This is a genomic window from Pedococcus sp., assembly GCF_036000045.1.
Classification (GTDB): Bacteria; Actinomycetota; Actinomycetes; order Actinomycetales; family Dermatophilaceae; genus Pedococcus.
Genome location: NZ_DASYGF010000072.1, coordinates 80,051 through 96,739, shown reverse-complemented (window position 1 = coordinate 96,739; position 16,689 = coordinate 80,051). Strand labels below are relative to the sequence as shown.

Annotated in this window: 15 protein-coding genes; 5 read left to right on the top strand and 10 right to left on the bottom strand. The window is 69.3% G+C overall.

Features of this window, described 5'->3' with window-relative positions:
* Position 1 precedes the first annotated feature (1 nt).
* From VGN50_RS11400 to VGN50_RS11360, 9 genes are all read right to left on the bottom strand, one after another.
* Positions 2-1,531: an LCP family protein gene (locus VGN50_RS11400; protein ID WP_327444898.1), complete on the bottom strand. Its 1,530-nt coding sequence runs from the start codon at positions 1,529-1,531 to the stop codon at positions 2-4.
* 191 nt (positions 1,532-1,722) lie between these two features.
* Complete coding sequence (locus tag VGN50_RS11395; RefSeq protein WP_327444897.1) at positions 1,723-2,580, bottom strand: trypsin-like serine protease; 858 nt, start codon at positions 2,578-2,580, stop codon at positions 1,723-1,725.
* Positions 2,581-2,686: 106 nt separating this feature from the next.
* On the bottom strand, positions 2,687-3,415 hold the full coding sequence (locus VGN50_RS11390) for a VIT family protein (RefSeq protein WP_327444896.1): 729 nt from the start codon (positions 3,413-3,415) through the stop codon (positions 2,687-2,689).
* Positions 3,408-3,716, bottom strand: a complete 309-nt coding sequence (locus VGN50_RS11385; RefSeq protein WP_327444894.1) for a 4a-hydroxytetrahydrobiopterin dehydratase — start codon at positions 3,714-3,716, stop codon at positions 3,408-3,410. Before VGN50_RS11385 ends, VGN50_RS11390 begins: the two co-directional genes overlap by 8 nt.
* Positions 3,717-3,785: 69 nt before the next feature.
* Positions 3,786-4,847 carry an ABC transporter ATP-binding protein gene (locus VGN50_RS11380; protein ID WP_414694594.1) on the bottom strand — a complete coding sequence of 354 codons (1,062 nt, stop codon included), beginning with the start codon at positions 4,845-4,847 and terminating at the stop codon, positions 3,786-3,788.
* A 61-nt stretch (positions 4,848-4,908) separates the two neighbouring features.
* Positions 4,909-5,931, bottom strand: a complete 1,023-nt coding sequence (locus VGN50_RS11375; protein ID WP_327444892.1) for an ABC transporter ATP-binding protein — start codon at positions 5,929-5,931, stop codon at positions 4,909-4,911.
* The gene (locus VGN50_RS11370) at positions 5,928-6,983 is read right to left on the bottom strand and encodes an ABC transporter permease (RefSeq protein ID WP_327444891.1); all 1,056 of its coding nucleotides are present in this window, start codon (positions 6,981-6,983) and stop codon (positions 5,928-5,930) included. Before VGN50_RS11370 ends, VGN50_RS11375 begins: the two co-directional genes overlap by 4 nt.
* A gap of 44 nt (positions 6,984-7,027) precedes the next feature.
* Positions 7,028-8,812: an ABC transporter substrate-binding protein gene (locus VGN50_RS11365; RefSeq protein WP_327444889.1), complete on the bottom strand. Its 1,785-nt coding sequence runs from the start codon at positions 8,810-8,812 to the stop codon at positions 7,028-7,030.
* Between the two features lie 45 nt (positions 8,813-8,857).
* The gene (locus tag VGN50_RS11360) at positions 8,858-9,853 is read right to left on the bottom strand and encodes an ABC transporter permease (protein WP_327444888.1); all 996 of its coding nucleotides are present in this window, start codon (positions 9,851-9,853) and stop codon (positions 8,858-8,860) included.
* Between the two features lie 198 nt (positions 9,854-10,051).
* Here VGN50_RS11360 and VGN50_RS11355 point away from each other — a divergent pair, with 198 nt between their 5' ends.
* Genes VGN50_RS11355 through VGN50_RS11335 form a run of 5 tightly spaced genes read left to right on the top strand, consistent with a single transcriptional unit; the run spans position 10,052 to position 15,625 of the window.
* Positions 10,052-10,513 carry a (deoxy)nucleoside triphosphate pyrophosphohydrolase gene (locus VGN50_RS11355; RefSeq protein WP_327444887.1) on the top strand — a complete coding sequence of 154 codons (462 nt, stop codon included), beginning with the start codon at positions 10,052-10,054 and terminating at the stop codon, positions 10,511-10,513.
* A 13-nt stretch (positions 10,514-10,526) separates the two neighbouring features.
* A complete protein-coding gene (gene typA / locus VGN50_RS11350) occupies positions 10,527-12,410 on the top strand; it encodes a translational GTPase TypA (RefSeq protein WP_327444886.1) in 1,884 nt (627 codons plus the stop codon).
* A gap of 19 nt (positions 12,411-12,429) precedes the next feature.
* Entirely contained in the window at positions 12,430-14,187 is a 1,758-nt protein-coding gene (locus VGN50_RS11345; protein ID WP_327444885.1) for an ABC transporter substrate-binding protein, read from the top strand.
* Positions 14,184-15,122 (top strand): N-acetyl-1-D-myo-inositol-2-amino-2-deoxy-alpha-D-glucopyranoside deacetylase, encoded by a 939-nt coding sequence (mshB, locus tag VGN50_RS11340; RefSeq protein ID WP_327444884.1) that lies wholly within the window; start codon positions 14,184-14,186, stop codon positions 15,120-15,122. The genes VGN50_RS11345 and mshB overlap by 4 nt, the downstream gene beginning before the upstream one ends.
* Positions 15,119-15,625 (top strand): flavin reductase family protein, encoded by a 507-nt coding sequence (locus tag VGN50_RS11335; RefSeq protein ID WP_327444883.1) that lies wholly within the window; start codon positions 15,119-15,121, stop codon positions 15,623-15,625. Before mshB ends, VGN50_RS11335 begins: the two co-directional genes overlap by 4 nt.
* A 12-nt stretch (positions 15,626-15,637) precedes the next feature.
* Here VGN50_RS11335 and VGN50_RS11330 read toward each other — a convergent pair whose 3' ends face one another.
* Positions 15,638-16,687: a GNAT family N-acetyltransferase gene (locus VGN50_RS11330; RefSeq protein ID WP_327444882.1), complete on the bottom strand. Its 1,050-nt coding sequence runs from the start codon at positions 16,685-16,687 to the stop codon at positions 15,638-15,640.
* Positions 16,688-16,689 lie beyond the last annotated feature (2 nt).

Genomic DNA, 16,689 nt, shown 5'->3' with positions numbered 1-16,689 from the left:
GCTACTTCACGCAGGGGATGCCGACCCCCGAGAGGTCGGTCAGGGCGGTCGGCGGCGGTCCGCTGCGCCCGCCCCCGGTCGCAGCCACGGCGTGAGCCGGGGCGGGCGCGGTGGTCGCGCTGGTGGAGGGGGCGGACGCGGAGAAGTCACTGCCGATCACGACCCGCAGGGTGCCAGCAGCGAGAGTCGAGCGGGGCTCGACGGCAAGGCCGCCCAAGGACGCCGCGAGCGCGGAGGCTGCGGAGCCCTCGCCGGGCGCGTACTCGACCACGGAGGTGCTGCGGCGGAAGGACGACGTGCTGGCAGTGCCACCGGTGTAGCCCTTGGCCACGAGGCGGGCCAGCAGCGCGTGGGCGACGCCGGAGCGTCCGGAGGCGTTCACGACGTCGACGAGTGCGTGGGGCCTCGAGGCTGGCTGGCTTGTCGTGGGCCTCGAGCTCGGCGTGGAGCTCTTGCTGCTCCCGTAGAGCAGCTGGTGCGTGGTCGCCCTGATCAGGGGGAGGTCGACGAGGTTGACCGACTCACCGAGCGGGTCGGTGCCGAAGCCCTTGATCGGCAGGGTGAAGAAGTGCAGGTTGCTGCCGGAGAGCTGGCTGGCCTGGCTCACCAACGACAGGATGTCGAGGTCCTTGTCGACGGCGGTGTTTTTCTTGGCCACGTCGAGGATGCCCGCGATCTTCGACGGGTTCGTGAACGTGTCGGCCTGCTTCAGCTGGTGGAAGAGCGAGGCGATGAACGCCTGCTGGCGTCGGGACCGGTCGAGGTCGGTGAAGTTCAGGTCGGGGTGGACGTTGTCACGGCGCTGCCGGACGAAGGCCAGGGCCTGTGAGGCGCTGATCTGCTGGGTGCCCGCGTGGAACATCGCCCCCGAGTAGGAGTCCTGGGTGTTCTCCTTCACGCAGACCGTGATCGGCTGCACCACCTGTGAGATCTGGAAGAAGGCCACCATGGTGACCTCGATGAAGTGGTCGATCGGCACGCCTCCGAGGAAGTCGCGGACGGTCGCGATCTCCGCCTGGCGGCCGGCGTTGCGGGCCTGCTGCTCACGTGCCGTGCCGTTCACGCCCTGCTGCGCCAACCGTTTGGTCGCCTGGTCGAACGCCAGCCCGTACGCCTGCTTGATCTTGCCCATGCACTGGCCGTCCGGGCAGCCCGACAAGGCGGCATAGTCGTCGCGGGGGATGGAGATCGCGGTGGCACCGTGCCCGTCGCCCGGGATGTGCAGAAGCATGAGGACGTTGGAGTTGAGGCCGCCGTTGGAGGAGTCACCGGCATGCAGGGCGTCGTACAGCGCCTTGGGCAGCGGCTTGCCGTTCTCGTCCACCCGGCTGTCCAGGCCCATGACGAGGATGTTCGTGTCACCGTGGGTGGACTTCGGTCCGGACAGGCTGATCGACCGTTTGATGCTGTCGATCAGGCTCGTGTACTGCATCCCTGCGTAGAGGGTTCCGCCAGCGACCAGGGCCACGACGACCCCGGCGGCGATGAGGAGAACCCGCCCCCGCCGCGTGAGGCGGCGCCGTCCGCGCACGACGATCGGCTCGTCTGGGCTCGCATGATCGAGGCTCGGGGTCTCGTCCAGCAAAGCTACTCCCGGTGTCGAGGGCCCCTATGATCACCTGACCTCAGGTGGCGTGGGCATCGGTCCAGAGAGCATAAGGCGCATCGGGTGAACCTTCGCTGAGAGACGCGCGCGGGGGCGCGCCCCCCGTATGGGACGCCTCAGCTGGCCGGCTGGACGCCGAACGTCGCGAGCCAGCTCTGCACGGCGGGGATGTCGAGCCGCTGGAAGCCGGCGATGTAGCGGCAGTTGTTGGTGAGGGTGTAGCTCGTCACGGTCACCTGGTAGCCGCCGTTGAAGGACGGGCCGCCGGAGTCGCCGAAGCACGTGCCGCCGGTGCCGAACGGGTCGTTCGGGTTGCCGTTGACCTGCAGGATCTGGGAGGTCAGCTTCTGCCCCGGCTCGTCGGCGTTTCGACGCAGGATCGGGTAGGACAGCGGCGTGGGGTTCTGCGGGCCGGACGGCGCGTGGCCCATCTCGACGCCGTAGCCCACGGTGGTGAACAGCGTGTGGTGCAGGAGGTTCGGTGTGAACTGGTCGAGGTAGCCCACCGGTGCGATGGTCGCGGGCGCGATGCCGGTGACGGGCTGGTCGAGGACGACCACCCCGACGTCGTTCCAGCTGGCCTTGTCCGTGAAGTGCGAGTATGCCGGGTCGGCGAAGGCCTGCCCGCTGAGCCAGCCGTCAGCGGCCAGCTCGGAGCTGGAGTAGCCGACCGTGGGGTCCTGGGCCGGAGGCAGTGACTCCGCCGGCGACTGCGCGATGACGGAGTTGAACGAGACGGCGGTCGCCCCGACCGCACCATCGGCACAGTGCGCAGCGGTGACGAGCACGGTGGGCGAGACCAGGGTGGCGGTGCACCGCTGTCGTCCGTTGGCGTCGTAGTACGCCACGATCGCCACGTTGGGGTGTGCGGCGCCGTCCGACTGGCCGCCCGTGATGGCACCGGCCGTCAGGGCGCTCCCCGAGACCATTGCGGTCGTGACGACAAGGACGGCCAGGGCGCGTCGCAGGTTCATGCAGGCTCCATCTCGAGATCGTGCGCAAAAGGATCGGCTCGGGGCCAAACGCTAGCTCCCGGGGCCGTACGCGCACGACCTTCGTCGCCAAAGCTGACCGAACGGTCTAGACGTGGGGGCCGACCAGTCGACCCACGGCATACGTGACGCCCATGGCGACCAGGCCCCCGAGGATGTTGCGCACGACGGCGGGCCATCGGGGCGCATCACCCAGCGCAGCGCTCGCCCACCCGGTGAGGCTCAGGGCGACCACCACGGCGACGGCGGTGACCGGCACCCGCGCGGTCACCGGGGTGATCAGGATCGCCAGCAGGGGCAGCAAGGCGCCGCAGGTGAAGCTGATCATGGACGCCCAGGCGGCATGCCAGGGGTTGGTGAGCTCGTTGGGGTCGATGCCCAGCTCGGCCTCGGCGTGGGCGCCCAGGGCGTCGTGGTGGGTGAGCTGCACGGCCACCTCGCGGGCCAGCTCGGCGCTCAGGCCCTTGCCCTCGTAGATCGCCGTGAGCTCGGCGAGCTCCTCGTCGGGCATCTCATGGAGCTCGCGGCGCTCCTTGGCCAGGAGCGCCTGTTCGGTGTCACGCTGCGTGCTCACCGAGACGTACTCGCCCGACGCCATGCTCATGGCGCCGGCGGCGAGCCCAGCCACGCCGGCGGTGAGGATGGCTCCGCGGTTCGTGGTCGCGGCCGCCACACCGATGACGATGCCGGCGGTAGACACGATGCCGTCGTTGGCGCCCAGGACACCGGCCCGCAGCCAGTTCAGGCGCGACCCGATCGACTGGGTGTGCTCCTCGCCGCCATGGGGCTCCAGGTCGGGCATCGTGGCGTCAGCCATGACGCACCGCCCCCAGACGAGCGGCGGCCTGCGAGATGCGATGGGCCAGCTCGATGTCCAGCTGGGTCAGGCCGCCCTCGGAGTGGGTCGACAGGGCCCACCTCGTCGTGACCCACCGGATGTCGATGTCGGGATGGTGGTCCATCTGCTGTGCTTCGAGCGCCACCTCGTCGACCAGCGTGACCGCCGTGGGGAAGTCCGGGGCGTCGAACGCGGCGCGCAGCGTCGCGCCGTCACGGGTCCAGTCAGTCAGGTCACCGAGCTGGCGCTCGATCTCGTCGTCAGTCAGAAGGCGCGCCATGGTCCCACTCTCCCAAACCGGTCCGAGCCCTGTCATCGAAGGAAAGGCTCTCCTACGGGTCGGCTCGGCTCAGCCCCGATCGGCTGCAGCCGTCGCGGTCGCCTGCTCGGCGGGGGAGGCGTTCTCCGGGAAGTGGCACGCCACCTGGTGACCCGGTGCCAGCTGGACCAGCGGCGGCTCCACCGTCTTGCAGATCTCCTGCGCCTTCCAGCAGCGGGTATGGAAGCGGCAGGCCGGTGGAGGGTTGATCGGGCTCGGGACGTCCCCTTGGAGCCGGATGCGCTCGCGCTTGGTCCGACGGTTGGTGTCGGGCAGCGGCACGGCAGACATCAGCGCCGTGGTGTAGGGGTGCATCGGCCGCGAGTAGAGCGAGTCGCGGTCAGCCAGCTCGACCATCTTGCCGAGGTACATCACCGCGACGCGGTCGGACATGTGCCGCACGACGGACAGGTCGTGGGCGATGACGACGTAAGTCAGCCCGAACTCGTTCTGCAGGTCCTCGAGCAGGTTGATGACCTGCGCCTGGATCGAGACATCCAGCGCGGAGACCGGCTCGTCGGCCACGATCAGCTTGGGTCGCAGGGCCAGGGACCGGGCGATGCCGATGCGCTGCCGCTGGCCGCCGGAGAACTCGTGTGGGTAGCGGTTGTAGTGCTCCGGGTTCAGACCGACGAGCTCGAGCAGCTCCTGCACGGCACGCTTGGTGCCGTGCTCGGTCTTGACCTTCTGGATCCGGAACGGTGCGCCGACGATCGTGCCGACCGTGTGCCGCGGGTTCAGCGAGCCGTAGGGGTCCTGGAAGATCATCTGCACGTCGCGGCGCAGCGGCCGCATCTCGGCGGTCGACAGGTGCGTGATGTCCCTGCCCTCGAAGAGGATCTGACCGTCCGTGGGCTCGATGAGCCGGGTCAGCATGCGGCCCGTGGTCGTCTTGCCACAGCCGGACTCGCCGACCAGGGACAAGGTCTCGCCACGGGCGACGTCGAACGTCAACCCGTCCACGGCCTGCACGGCGCCGACCTGGCGCTGCAGGAGGCCGCGCCGGATCGGGAAGTGCTTGGTCAGGCCGCTCACCGACAGGAGTGCGTCGGTGCGCGGCTGCGTGGACGCGTCGGTGGTCTCGGTCGTCAGGTTCACTGAGGGGCTCCCAGGTCGTGCAGGTCGGTGGGTCCGGAGGCGAGATGGCGGCGCGTCACAGCATCGGCCGGATCTCGGACTCCCAGATCCGACGGCGTTCCTCGTCGGTCAGGTGGCACGCGACGAAGTGGCCGGGCAGCACCTCCCGGAAGTCAGGGCGCTCGGTGCGCGATGCGCCGTTGGTGAGGCTCTCGAAGGCGCAGCGCGGGTGGAACGGACACCCGCTCGGCACGTTGATCAGGCTCGGGGGAGAGCCCTTGATGGGGATCAGCCGCTCGGTGCGCTCGCGGTCCATGCGGGGCATCGAGCCCAGCAGGCCCCAGGTGTACGGGTGCTGCGGACGCTCGAAGACCTCCTGGCCCGAGGCGTACTCCATGGACCGCCCGGCATACATCACCATGATGTCGTCGGCCAGCTCGGCGACGACACCGAGGTCGTGGGTGATGATGATGACCGCCGAGTTGAACTCGCTCTGCAGGTCGCGGATGAGGTCGAGGATCTGCGCTTGGACCGTCACGTCGAGCGCCGTGGTCGGCTCGTCGGCGATGAGCAGGTCGGGGTCGCAGGACAGCGCCATGGCGATCATGGCCCGCTGCCGCATCCCGCCGGAGAACTGGTGCGGGTAGTCGTCGACCCGCGAGCTCGCCTGGGGGATGCCGACGCGGTCGAGCATGTCGATGGCGTGCTTGCGTGCCACCGACTTGGAGACGTCGTTGTGCACCCGGTAGGCCTCGATGATCTGGTGGCCCACGGTGTAGAAGGGGTGCATCGCCGACAGCGGGTCCTGGAAGATCATCGCCATCTTCTTGCCCCGCAGGGCCCGGACCTGCTCCGGAGTGGCGCCGACCAGGTCGGTGCCGTCGAGCAGGATCTGACCGGTGATCTGGGCGTTGCTGCCGTGGTGCAGGCCCATGATGGACAGGCTCGTCACGCTCTTGCCCGAGCCGGACTCGCCGACGATGCCCAGCGTCTTGCCGCGCTGGAGCTGGAAGGACAGGCCGTCGACCGACTTGACCAGCCCGTCCATGGTGGGAAAGGAGACGTGCAGGTCACGCACGTCGAGGAAGGGCTCGCTCACTGGACACGCACTCTCGGGTCGACGACGGCATACAACAGGTCAACGATCAGGTTCGCCAGCACGACGAAGATCGATGCGACGAGTACCACGCCGAGGATGCGTGGCAGGTCCTCGTCGCCGATGGCGAGGATGGCGTAGTGGCCCAGCCCGTCGAGGCCGAAGGCGGTCTCGGTGAGCACCGCGCCACCGAGCAGCAGGCCCAGGTCGAGACCGAAGATGGTCACGATGGGCGTCAGTGCCGCGCGCAGGCCGTGCTTGAGCACCACCGTGCGCTCGGACAGGCCCTTGGCGCGGGCGGTGCGGACGTAGTCCTCGTTCATCGTCTCGAGCATGCCAGCACGGGTCAGTCGCGCGTACTGGGCGGAGAAGAGGAACGCCAGCGTGATCCACGGCGCCATGAGGTCGCTGGCCCACAGCAACGGGTTCTGGGTGATGGGCGTATAGCTACCGCCGGGTGGGATCAGACCCCAGTTGTAGGCGAAGAAGGACAGAACCATCAGGCCGGTCCAGAAGACGGGGAGCGACACGCCTGCGAGGGAGATCGTCATGGCCGCCCGGTCGAAGAAGGTGCCGCGGCGCAGAGCCGAGAGGACACCGGTCGCGACTCCGACGAGGAGCCAGATCACAGCGGCGCCGATCGCCAGCGAGAACGTCACCGGGGTCACCCGCAGGATGTCCGGCAGCACCGGGCTCTTGGTCTGGAAGGAGTAGCCGAGGCAGGGGGCCGGACAGTGGTCGATGCCGGTGCCGATGTTGTAGTCGACACCCGTGAAGATGCCCTTGAGCCAGTGCCAGTACTGGACCCAGATCGGGTCGTAGAAGCCGAGGTTCTGAGCCATGAGGTGCACCGTCTGGGCGGTGGCGGAGCGTCCGACGTAGCGGGCAGCCAGGGTCTCTGGCGACGCGCCCGCGAGCCGGGGGAGGAGGTAGAAGATGGCGAAGGTGATGATCGTGACGACCAGCAGGAGGCCGACGGCGGCGATCAGTCGCCGGATGATGTAGGTGATCACTACGGTGCGGCAGGGGTGGCCGGCCCGGTCAGGGCCGGCCACCCGCTGTTGCCTTCACCCGCTCTCTGTGCGGAGGGACGTTAGAGCTAGGACGACTTGCCGAGGGCCACGTAGTCGTAGTAGCCGAACTGCTGGTTGATGAACACGTTGGTCAGGTTCTTGCCGCGCAGCAGCAGTGCGTTGGCGTAGACGCCCGGGTAGATCGTGGCGTCCTCCATGACCATCTTGTCGATCTGGCCCCAGATGGCGTTGCGCTTGGACACGTCCAGCTCGTTCTGAGCCTGGTCCAGGAGCTTGTCCACCGCGGGGTTGCGCACCGAGATGTTGGACGAGCCGCCCGAGTCGCGGATGACCCGGGAGTCGACGATCTGGGCCAGGAAGCCGTAGCCGTCGTTCCAGTCGGCGCCCCAGCCGTTGACGCAGAGGCCGAGGTCGTTCTTCACGACGTAGGGCGGGTTGCCGCAGTAGGTCGAGAAGTAGTCCTTCTTCGGGTAGCCCTTGAGGTTGACGGTGATGCCGACCTTGGCGAGAGCCTGCTGGAAGGCCTCGGCGACGGCCTTCTCCTTCGGGCGCTCGGCGCGGTACCCCATGTTGGTCGTGAAGCCGTTGGGCTGGCCGCACTTGGCGAGCTCGGCCTTCGCCTTGGTGACGTCACCCTTGTTGCCAGGGGTCGGGTACAGGTCGAACTTCTGGTAGCCCGGGATCATCGGGGGCAGCAGGGTCGTCGCGAGCTGGCCGCCGGTGAACTCGCCGCCGTATGCCGTCTGGTAGGACGTGCGGTCCATGGCGTACTGCACGGCGATGCGGCAGTCCTTGTTGTCGAACGGCTTGACCGTGCTCGGGATCGAGACGTACCACAGACGCGCGATCGTCGGGTTGTCGGCGCGGGCCTTGAGGTCCGGCGTCGTCAGGACGCGGCTCTGCGTGGCCGACGTGACACCGGTACCGGTCACGTGGACGTCGAGGTCACCGGCGATGATCCGGTTGTCGATGTCCTCGGCGTTCTGGTTGAACTGCATGTCGATCTCGTCGACGAGCGCCGGCCGGTTCGGGTCGGTGGCCTTGCTCCAGTTCGGGTTGCGGACCAGCGTGTAGCCCTTGCCCTCGACGTAGGAGCCGGGCTTGAACATGTAGGGACCCGAGGAGATCGGGTGCTCCTTGTACTTGGCGCCGGTGTCCTTCGCCTGCTCCACAGGCATCACCTGGGGCGTCATGGCGACGTAGTCGAAGCCCGAGAACGCGGACTTGAGGTGGAAGGTGATCGTCAGGTCGTCAGGCGTGGTGATCGCCGAGTCCGTGTTGACACCCTTGGACTGGTAGACGCCCTTGTAGCCGGCCGGCCAGTTGAGCATGTCGTTGAGGTAGGTCGGGCCGTCGGGGAAGACCGTCTTGTCGTACTGGCGCTCGACGGCGTACTTCACGTCCTTGGACGTAATCGGGGTGCCGTCCTCGAACTTCAGGCCGGGGCGCAGGTGGTAGGTCCAGGTCTTGCCCTGGTCAGGCGAGGTGCCCTTGCCGGTGGCGAGGTCGCCCACGAGCTCCGAGCTCGCCTGGCCGGGGACCACCTTGAACATCGTCAGGGAGCGTCCGTAGAGGCGGATGAAGTCCCACATGTACCCGTAGTAGGTGTCACCGGGGTCGGTGCTGTCGGGCTGCGCGTCGTCCGCGAACTTCAGCGTGCCCCCCGTCTTGGTCGACGGGTTGTAGACAGCGTTGAGCGCGGCGTTGAAGGAGGCTTTGGTGGTGCCTCCGCTCGAGGAGCCACTGGAGCCACCGGTTCCCGGGTTGCTCGAGCTTCCCGCGCATGCGCTCAGGCCGAGGGCGGCGACAGCGATCATGCTGGCGGCGCCCATCAGTTTCGTGTTTTTCATAGTGCACCCTTCTGGATACGGAAGTTGATGCGCGGTTCCTCGCATCTAGCGTGCTCGGGGATCGAGCGCATCGCGCAGCCCGTCGCCGAACAGATTGAAGGCCATGACGGTCAGGAAGATCGCCAGCCCGGGCCACACCATGAAGTAGGGCATGGTGTAGAAGTTCACGGCCTCGCTGAGCATGCCGCCCCACGACGAGGTGGGGGGCTGGACGCCGACTCCGAGGAACGACAGGGCCGCCTCGAACAGGATGTTGGTCGGGATCAGCAGGGTCGAGTAGACGAGGATGGGCGCCAGGAGGTTCGGGAGCAGCTCGGAGCGCAGGATGCTGGGGCTGCGGGCCCCCAGGCTGCGGGCGGCGTCGACGAACTCACGCTCGCGCAGTGACAGCGTCTGGCCGCGCACGATGCGACCGATGTAGGGCCAGTTGAAGAAACCGATGATGAAGACCAGCAGCGTGATCCTCAGTGAGTCACCGCTCAGGCCGAAGGCCTTGTCGGGGATGACGCCGACCAGGGCGATCGCGAACACGAGCAGGGGGAACGCCAGGAAGATGTCCATGGTGCGGCCGATGACGGCGTCGACCCAACCGCCGAAGAAGCCGGCGACGATGCCCATCGTGGTGCCGATGGCGACCGACAGCAGGGTCGCGAGGAACGCGATGAGCAGCGAGATCCGGGAGCCGTAGACGATGCGCGAGAAGATGTCGCGTCCGTTGACGGGCTCGATGCCCAGCGGGTGGGCACTGCTGATGCCGCCGTACGCGCCCTTGGGGCCGAGTGTGCCGGTGGCGGTGTCGATGAGGTCCTGATGGAACGCGTTGGGGTCGCCACCGACGAAATGCGTGATCACGGGCGCCAGGATGGCGACCAGGATCAGGAAGATGAGGAAGAAGAAGCCCGTGACCGCGACCTTGTCCCGCTTGAGGCGCGTCCAGGCGATCTGGCCCAGCGAGCGTCCCTCGATCCGTTTCTCGCCGACGAGGACCGCTTCGGGCTCAGCGATGCTGGCCCCCGGCCCGAACTCGAGCGGAGCGCTCACGAAATCGTCCTCCAGACGCCGGGTGCGGCGGTTCGTCGATGGTGTGGGAGTGCGACGGCGCGGGTCTCGCGCCCTGCAACTCTGCGGGGCTCGGCGCCCATCATGGATGCCATGGAGCCTGCCAGCAACAGTCCGATGCGAAATCGTGACGCGCCGAAAGGTTTTGCCCCGCAATGCAAGAGGGCAGCAGGAACTTTCGTGACCGTGCCAGATCCTGAGGTGGCCGCGCAGGGCCCGACGCAGCCGCGCAGGGCAGTCGTCGGCGCGGCGCTCGTCGACGACCTGACCCGGCCCTCGATGCTGCTCGCGGCCCGCCGGACCGAGCCGCCCGAGCTCGCGGGCGGGTGGGAGCTGCCCGGTGGGAAGGTCGATCCCGGCGAGACCGAGGTCGAGGCCGTGCACCGGGAGCTCCACGAGGAGCTGGGGGTCGTGGTCGAGCTCGGAGCGCTCGTCGAGGGCCCGCTGCCCGACGGCCGATGGCCGTTGGGCGACCGGTTCGCCATGCGGGTGTGGATCGCGCGGGTGACGTCGGGAGAGCCGCGGCCGATCGAGGACCACGACCGGCTGCAGTGGCTGGACGCGACCGACCTGTATGCCGTGCCCTGGCTCCCGGCCGACCTCCCGATCGTGCGCGTGGTCAGCAGGGCCATGAATGTTTGAGACAATGGTGCTCATGCCCATGAAGACCCGCGGTGACATCCGCAATGTCGCCATCGTTGCCCACGTCGACCACGGAAAGACCACGCTGGTCGACAAGATGCTCTGGCAGGCCGGTGCCTTCGGTGAGCACCAGCACGTCGACGAGCGGGCCATGGACTCCGGCGACCTCGAGCGCGAGAAGGGCATCACCATCCTCGCGAAGAACACCGCCATCCACTACGCCGGCAAGGCGGCCGCGGATGCGGGCCTGGCCGACGGCGCGACCATCAACATCATCGACACCCCCGGTCACGCCGACTTCGGCGGTGAGGTCGAGCGCGGTCTGAGCATGGTCGACGGCGTCGTGCTGCTCGTCGACGCCTCCGAGGGCCCGCTGCCGCAGACGCGCTTCGTGCTGCGCAAGGCGCTGGCCGCCAAGATGCCCGTGGTCCTGTGCATCAACAAGGTCGACCGACCCGACAGCCGCATCGCCGAGGTCGTCGACGAGGTCTATGAGCTGTTCATGGACCTCGATGCGGACGAGCACCAGATCGAGTTCCCCATCGTCTATGCCTCCGCCAAGAACGGTCGCGCCTCGATGAACCGTCCCGAGAACGGCGGCCTGCCCGACGCCGACAACCTCGAGGCGCTCTTCGCCACGATCCTGTCCACGATCCCGGCGCCGACCTACGACGACGAGGCGCCGCTGCAGGCGCACGTCACCAACCTCGACGCCTCTAACTTCCTCGGTCGCCTGGCCCTGCTGCGGGTGCACAACGGCACCATCAAGAAGGGGCAGCAGGCGGCCTGGATCCGGACCGACGGCACCGTCGAGCGGGTCAAGATCACCGAGCTGCTCATGACCGAGGCGCTGGAGCGCAAGCCCGCCGAGTCGGCCGGCCCCGGCGACATCATCGCCATCGCGGGCATCCCCGACATCATGATCGGCGAGACCCTGGCGGACCCCGACAACCCCATCGCGCTGCCCGTCATCACGGTCGACGAGCCGGCGATCTCGATGACCATCGGCACCAACACCAGCCCCATGGTGGGCCGGGCTCGCGGCTCCAAGGTCACCGCTCGCATGGTGAAGGACCGCCTCGACAAGGAGCTCATCGGCAACGTGTCGCTGCGGGTCCTGCCGACCGAGCGCCCCGACGCCTGGGAGGTGCAGGGCCGCGGCGAGCTGGCGCTCGCCATCCTGGTCGAGCAGATGCGCCGCGAGGGCTACGAGCTGACCGTCGGGAAGCCCCAGGTCGTGACCCGCCAGGTCGACGGCAAGACCTACGAGCCGGTGGAGCGCCTCACCATCGACACCCCCGAGGAGTTCCTCGGCGCCATCACCCAGATCCTCGCCGCCCGCAAGGGCCGCATGGAGCAGATGACCAACCACGGCACGGGCTGGATCCGCATGGAGTTCCTGGTCCCGTCGCGCGGCCTGATCGGCTTCCGCACCGAGTTCCTCACCGAGACCCGCGGCACGGGCATCGCCCACCACGTGTTCGAGGACTATGAGCCGTGGTTCGGCACGATCACCACCCGCACGAGCGGCTCCCTGGTGTCCGACCGCTCCGGTGTCGTCACGGCATACGCGATGGTCAACCTGCAGGAGCGGGGGACGCTCTTCGTCGACCCGACCACCGAGGTCTACGAGGGCATGATCATCGGCGAGAACTCGCGCGCCGACGACATGGACGTGAACATCACCAAGGAGAAGAAGCTCACCAACGTGCGCGCCTCCTCCTCCGACAACTTCGAGAAGATCGTGCCGCCGCGCAAGCTCAGCCTCGAGCAGTCGCTCGAGTTCTGCCGCGAGGACGAGTGCGTCGAGGTGACGCCCGAGGCCGTGCGCATCCGCAAGGTCGAGCTCGACCAGACCCTGCGGGCCCGCGCCGCTGCCCGGGCGCGCAACGCCTGAGCGCATGAGGCTCCCAGTCGTGCGGGGCCCCCGCCTGCGGCGTGGTGCCTCGCGGCGGTTCGCCGGTCGGACCGGCGCCCTCCTGGCGGCCGGTGTGGTCTCGGTCGGGCTGCTGTCCGCCTGCAACCAGGCCGTCGTCGTGGGCGGCCAGAGCACCTCGACCTCCGACGGCCGGCTCACCGTCCTGTCCCTGGGGCCGGTGGAGACCTGGGACCCCCAGCGGATGTCGGCCGCGCAGGACATCGCCTTCGCGGGCCGGACCTACCTGCGCACGCTGACGGCGTTCCCGCCCGGGCGTGACGCGGCGGCTCAGCGACGCGTGGTCGGCGACCTGGCCACCGACGCCGGGACGCACGACGCGAGCCTCAAGACCTGGACCTTCACCCTGCGTGACGGCATCACCTGGCAGGACGGCTCGCCCGTCACCTGCGACGACGTCCGCTACGGCATCTCGAGGTCGTTCGCCGAGCCGTTCGCGACCGAGGGGCTCAACTACCCGTTGGCCTACCTCGACATCCCCCGCAAGAGTGACGGAACGAGTACGTATGCCGGTCCCGGCGACAGCCGGGGCGCGGCGGCTTTCGACAAGGCGGTCTCCTGCGCCGGCAAGACGATCACCTTCCGGCTCACCACCCCCATGGTGGACTTCAACCAGGCGCTGGCCATGCCCGTGTTCGCGCCCTTCAAGAAGTCCCAGGACCGGGGTCGCGCGGGGACCTACGCCATGTTCTCCAGCGGACCGTACATGCTCAAGGGGCCCTGGGATCCGAGCTCGGGCGGCACGCTGGTGCGCAACCCCAGGTGGGACAAGGCTTCCGACCCGATCCGCCAGGCCCAGCCCCAGGCGATCAGCTATGTCCAGGGGACTGAGTCGCAGACCGCGGTGCAGCAGGTCATCGACGGCACGACAGGGCGCACCGCCGCCGTCACCTGGGATCCCGCGCCACCGGCCCTGCAGCAGCACGTGCTGTCGGACCCTCGCCTGCAAGACCGTTCGGTGAACCCGTGGAGCCAGTTCGTCGACTACCTCGCCCCCAACATGGTCTCGGGGGTCATGAAGAACGCGCAGGTCCGCAAGGCCTTCGCCTTGGCGACGAACCGCGACGGATATGTCACGGCGCTGGGCGGCCCCAGTGCCGCCGCGCCCAGCTCCACGCTCATCGGTCCCGCGCTTCCCGGTCACCGAGACGCCGATCCGCTCGGCGCCGGCGCCTCCGGTGACCCCGGAGCCGCCCGGGCCGCCCTCCGCGCGTCCGGACTCACCTTGCCTGTCAAGGTCCAGGTCGCCTACCGCTCCACGCCTACGGCCGACAAGGCGATGGCCGCTCTGAAGAACGGCTGGAGCGACGCCGGATTCGACATCGTCCTGCAGCCGATCGCGAAGAACTACTTCCAGACCGTGAGCGCGCCGGGGGCCACGGCCCGGACCGACGTCTTCTGGGCCAACTGGGCCCCGGCCTGGCCCTCGGCTTCGACGGTCATCCCGCCGCTGTTCGACAGCCGGATCAACCTGACCCCCAGTGGCAAGGGCCTCGACCTCGGCGGCTTCGCCGATGCCAAGGTCAACGCCGAGATGACGCGGATCCTCGGGCTGGCCGATGCCTCGGCCCAGGCCAAGGCCTGGGCCGACCTCGACGCCTCTCTGGCCAGGCGCGGCGCCTTCATCGCCCTGGCGCAGCGGCGTTCCCTCTACGTCGAGGGCAGTGGCGTGACCGGGTTGACGGCCAACGAGGCCCTGGGTGGCTTCGTCGACCTGGCGACGATCGGCGTCCGGTGAGTGCTGTCCCGACGAGCGACAGCGGGACGGCCGATGCCCCCGCAGGTGCTGTCCCGATCCTGTTCGTCCACGCGCACCCCGACGACGAGACGCTGACGACGGGCGTGGCGATGGGCCACTACGCCCGCGCGGGGCATCCGGTGCACCTCCTGACCTGCACGCTGGGCGAAGAGGGCGAGGTGATCCCGCCCGAGCTCGTGGAGCTCGACGCCGCGCACGGCGACCGGCTGGGCGCCTACCGGCGCGAGGAGCTGCGGGCCGCGATGGAGGTTCTCGGCGTGGAGCACGAGGTGCTCGGTGAGTGCTCCGTCGACGGCGTCCGCTCGCGGTACCGCGACTCGGGCATGGCGGGCACCCCCACGGCCGCCAACCCGGCTGCCTTCGCGAACGCCGATCTCGACGAGGTCGCAGCACTGGTGGCGGCGGTGGTCCGGCGCGTCCGGCCCGCAGCCGTGGTGACCTATGACCGGCACGGCGGCTACAGCCACCCCGACCACATCCAGACCCACCGTGTCACCTGCGCGGCGCTCGCTTCCCTGGACGCGCAGGACCGGCCGCCCCTGTATGCCGTGCTCACGCCGGCGTCGTGGGCCCGCGAGGACCGTCGGTGGCTGGCCGACCACGACATCCCGGCCGGCTGGACGGTGCCGGACCCCGACGGCGCGTACCCTCCGTCCGTGGTCGACGATGACGTGGTGACTCACGAGCTGGTGCTGCCCGAGCAGGTCTCCCTGCAGGCCGAGGCGCTCCGGCGACACCGCACCCAGGTGACGGTGGCGCCGGACGGCCTGTCCTACGCCCTCTCCAACGACATCGCCGCCCGGCTGTCCGGCCGCGAGGGGTTCGCCCTCCTCGACCCCACCACGGGTGACCTGGTCGAGGCGTCCGGCGGGCAGCCGCGGCATACGGGACTGTTGTCGCGGGACAGCCGATGAGCAGCAGCCCCTCGGGCGACGTGCTCGCCGACGAGTTCCGCCTCGCCATGGGACGCTTCGCCACGGGCGTCACCGTCCTGACGACCTTCGCCGGCGGCCACGACCACGCGATGACGGCCAACGCGATCACGTCGGTGTCGATGGACCCCCTGCTGGTGCTGGTCTGCGTCGAGGTGGAGGCGCGCTTCCACGACGCCGTCGCCGAGGCCGGCGTCTGGGGCGTCAGCGTGCTGTCCGCCCGGCAGCGACCTGTGGCCGAGTGGCTGGCCACCAGGGGGCGGCCGCTGCATGGGCAGCTCGACCGGGTGGCGCACAGCCGCGGCGCGGCCACGGGGGTTGCCCTGCTCGACGGCGCGCTCGCCTCGATCGAGTGCCGCACGACTGACCTCTATCCCGCCGGTGACCACAGCATCGTCGTCGGCGAGGTGGTGTCGTTGTCGACGACCGACCATCCGGGGGACGCCCTCGTCTACTACCGCAGCCGGTACACCACGCTGCAGTGACGCCGGTTACGGCTACGGCTGCGGCTCGTCCGGCTGGGTGAGGTACGCGTAGGACGAGTGAGTGGCGAAGCCGAGCCGGTGGTAGAGCCGGATGGCGCCCAGGTTGTCGTGCTCCACCTGGAGGTGCATGAGGTGGATGCCCTCACGGGCGGCCTCCCCGGCCAGGTGCGCGGTGAGGTGCGCCGCGAGCCCGCGCCCACGATAGGCCGGGTCGGTCCAGACCGCCCCCAACCCCGCCCATCCGGAGGCCGAGGCCAATCGGGCCAAGGCGATCGGTGTCGTCCCGGCCGCATCGGCCGCCCGGAGGCCGAGCTGCTGCGAGAGGCCGCCGCCCGGGGTGATCTGCCCGAACACCTGCCGGGGACTGCCCGTGAGCACCGTCTCGGTCACCTCGGGGACCGTGGCCCGGGTCATGCGGTACGCGTCCAGCCAGGCGGTCGTGAGGGCCGGGGTGGTCGTCACGTTCGGACCGCCGGGGTCGGCCGCTGCCACGGTCACGGTCGACGCTGTGAGGTTCAGGGTGAGGCTCCCGACGGTGTATCCACGGTCGGTGAGCAGCGCCCCCAGACGGTCGTCGGCGGGGTCGAAGCCCTGTGGGCCGGCGAGGGCGAACTTCGCCGGGAGCCCGCGCGCGGCATACCACCGCTCCACGCGCTCCACGGCCCGGGCGAGCGGTAGGCCAGGGTCGCCGACCGGGACCACCGAGTTGCCCCGCTGGGTGAAGCCGGCCGACGCCCGCAGGAGCCAGTCGCCCACCTGCTCGCGGTCGACGGCGCCCCACGAGGGCGCCATCACGCGCTGTAGGTCGTCGACGGACACGGCCAGATGGGCGGCTCCCCGGCGCGCCGGCTTCGGCGGGACCTCCTTGGCCGCAGTCACCCGCTCGAGGGGGATGTCCACCGTGCCGCGTGCGGTCTCGACCGTCACCCGGGCGTCGTCGACCGTGAGAAGAGTGCCCACGGCGTCCGTCAGCGTCGCGCCGCTGATGGGGTCCGGCGCATCCAGCCGCCATCTGACCACCACCCGAGACCCGAGGGGGAGGCTGCGTACGTCGCTCGACATGG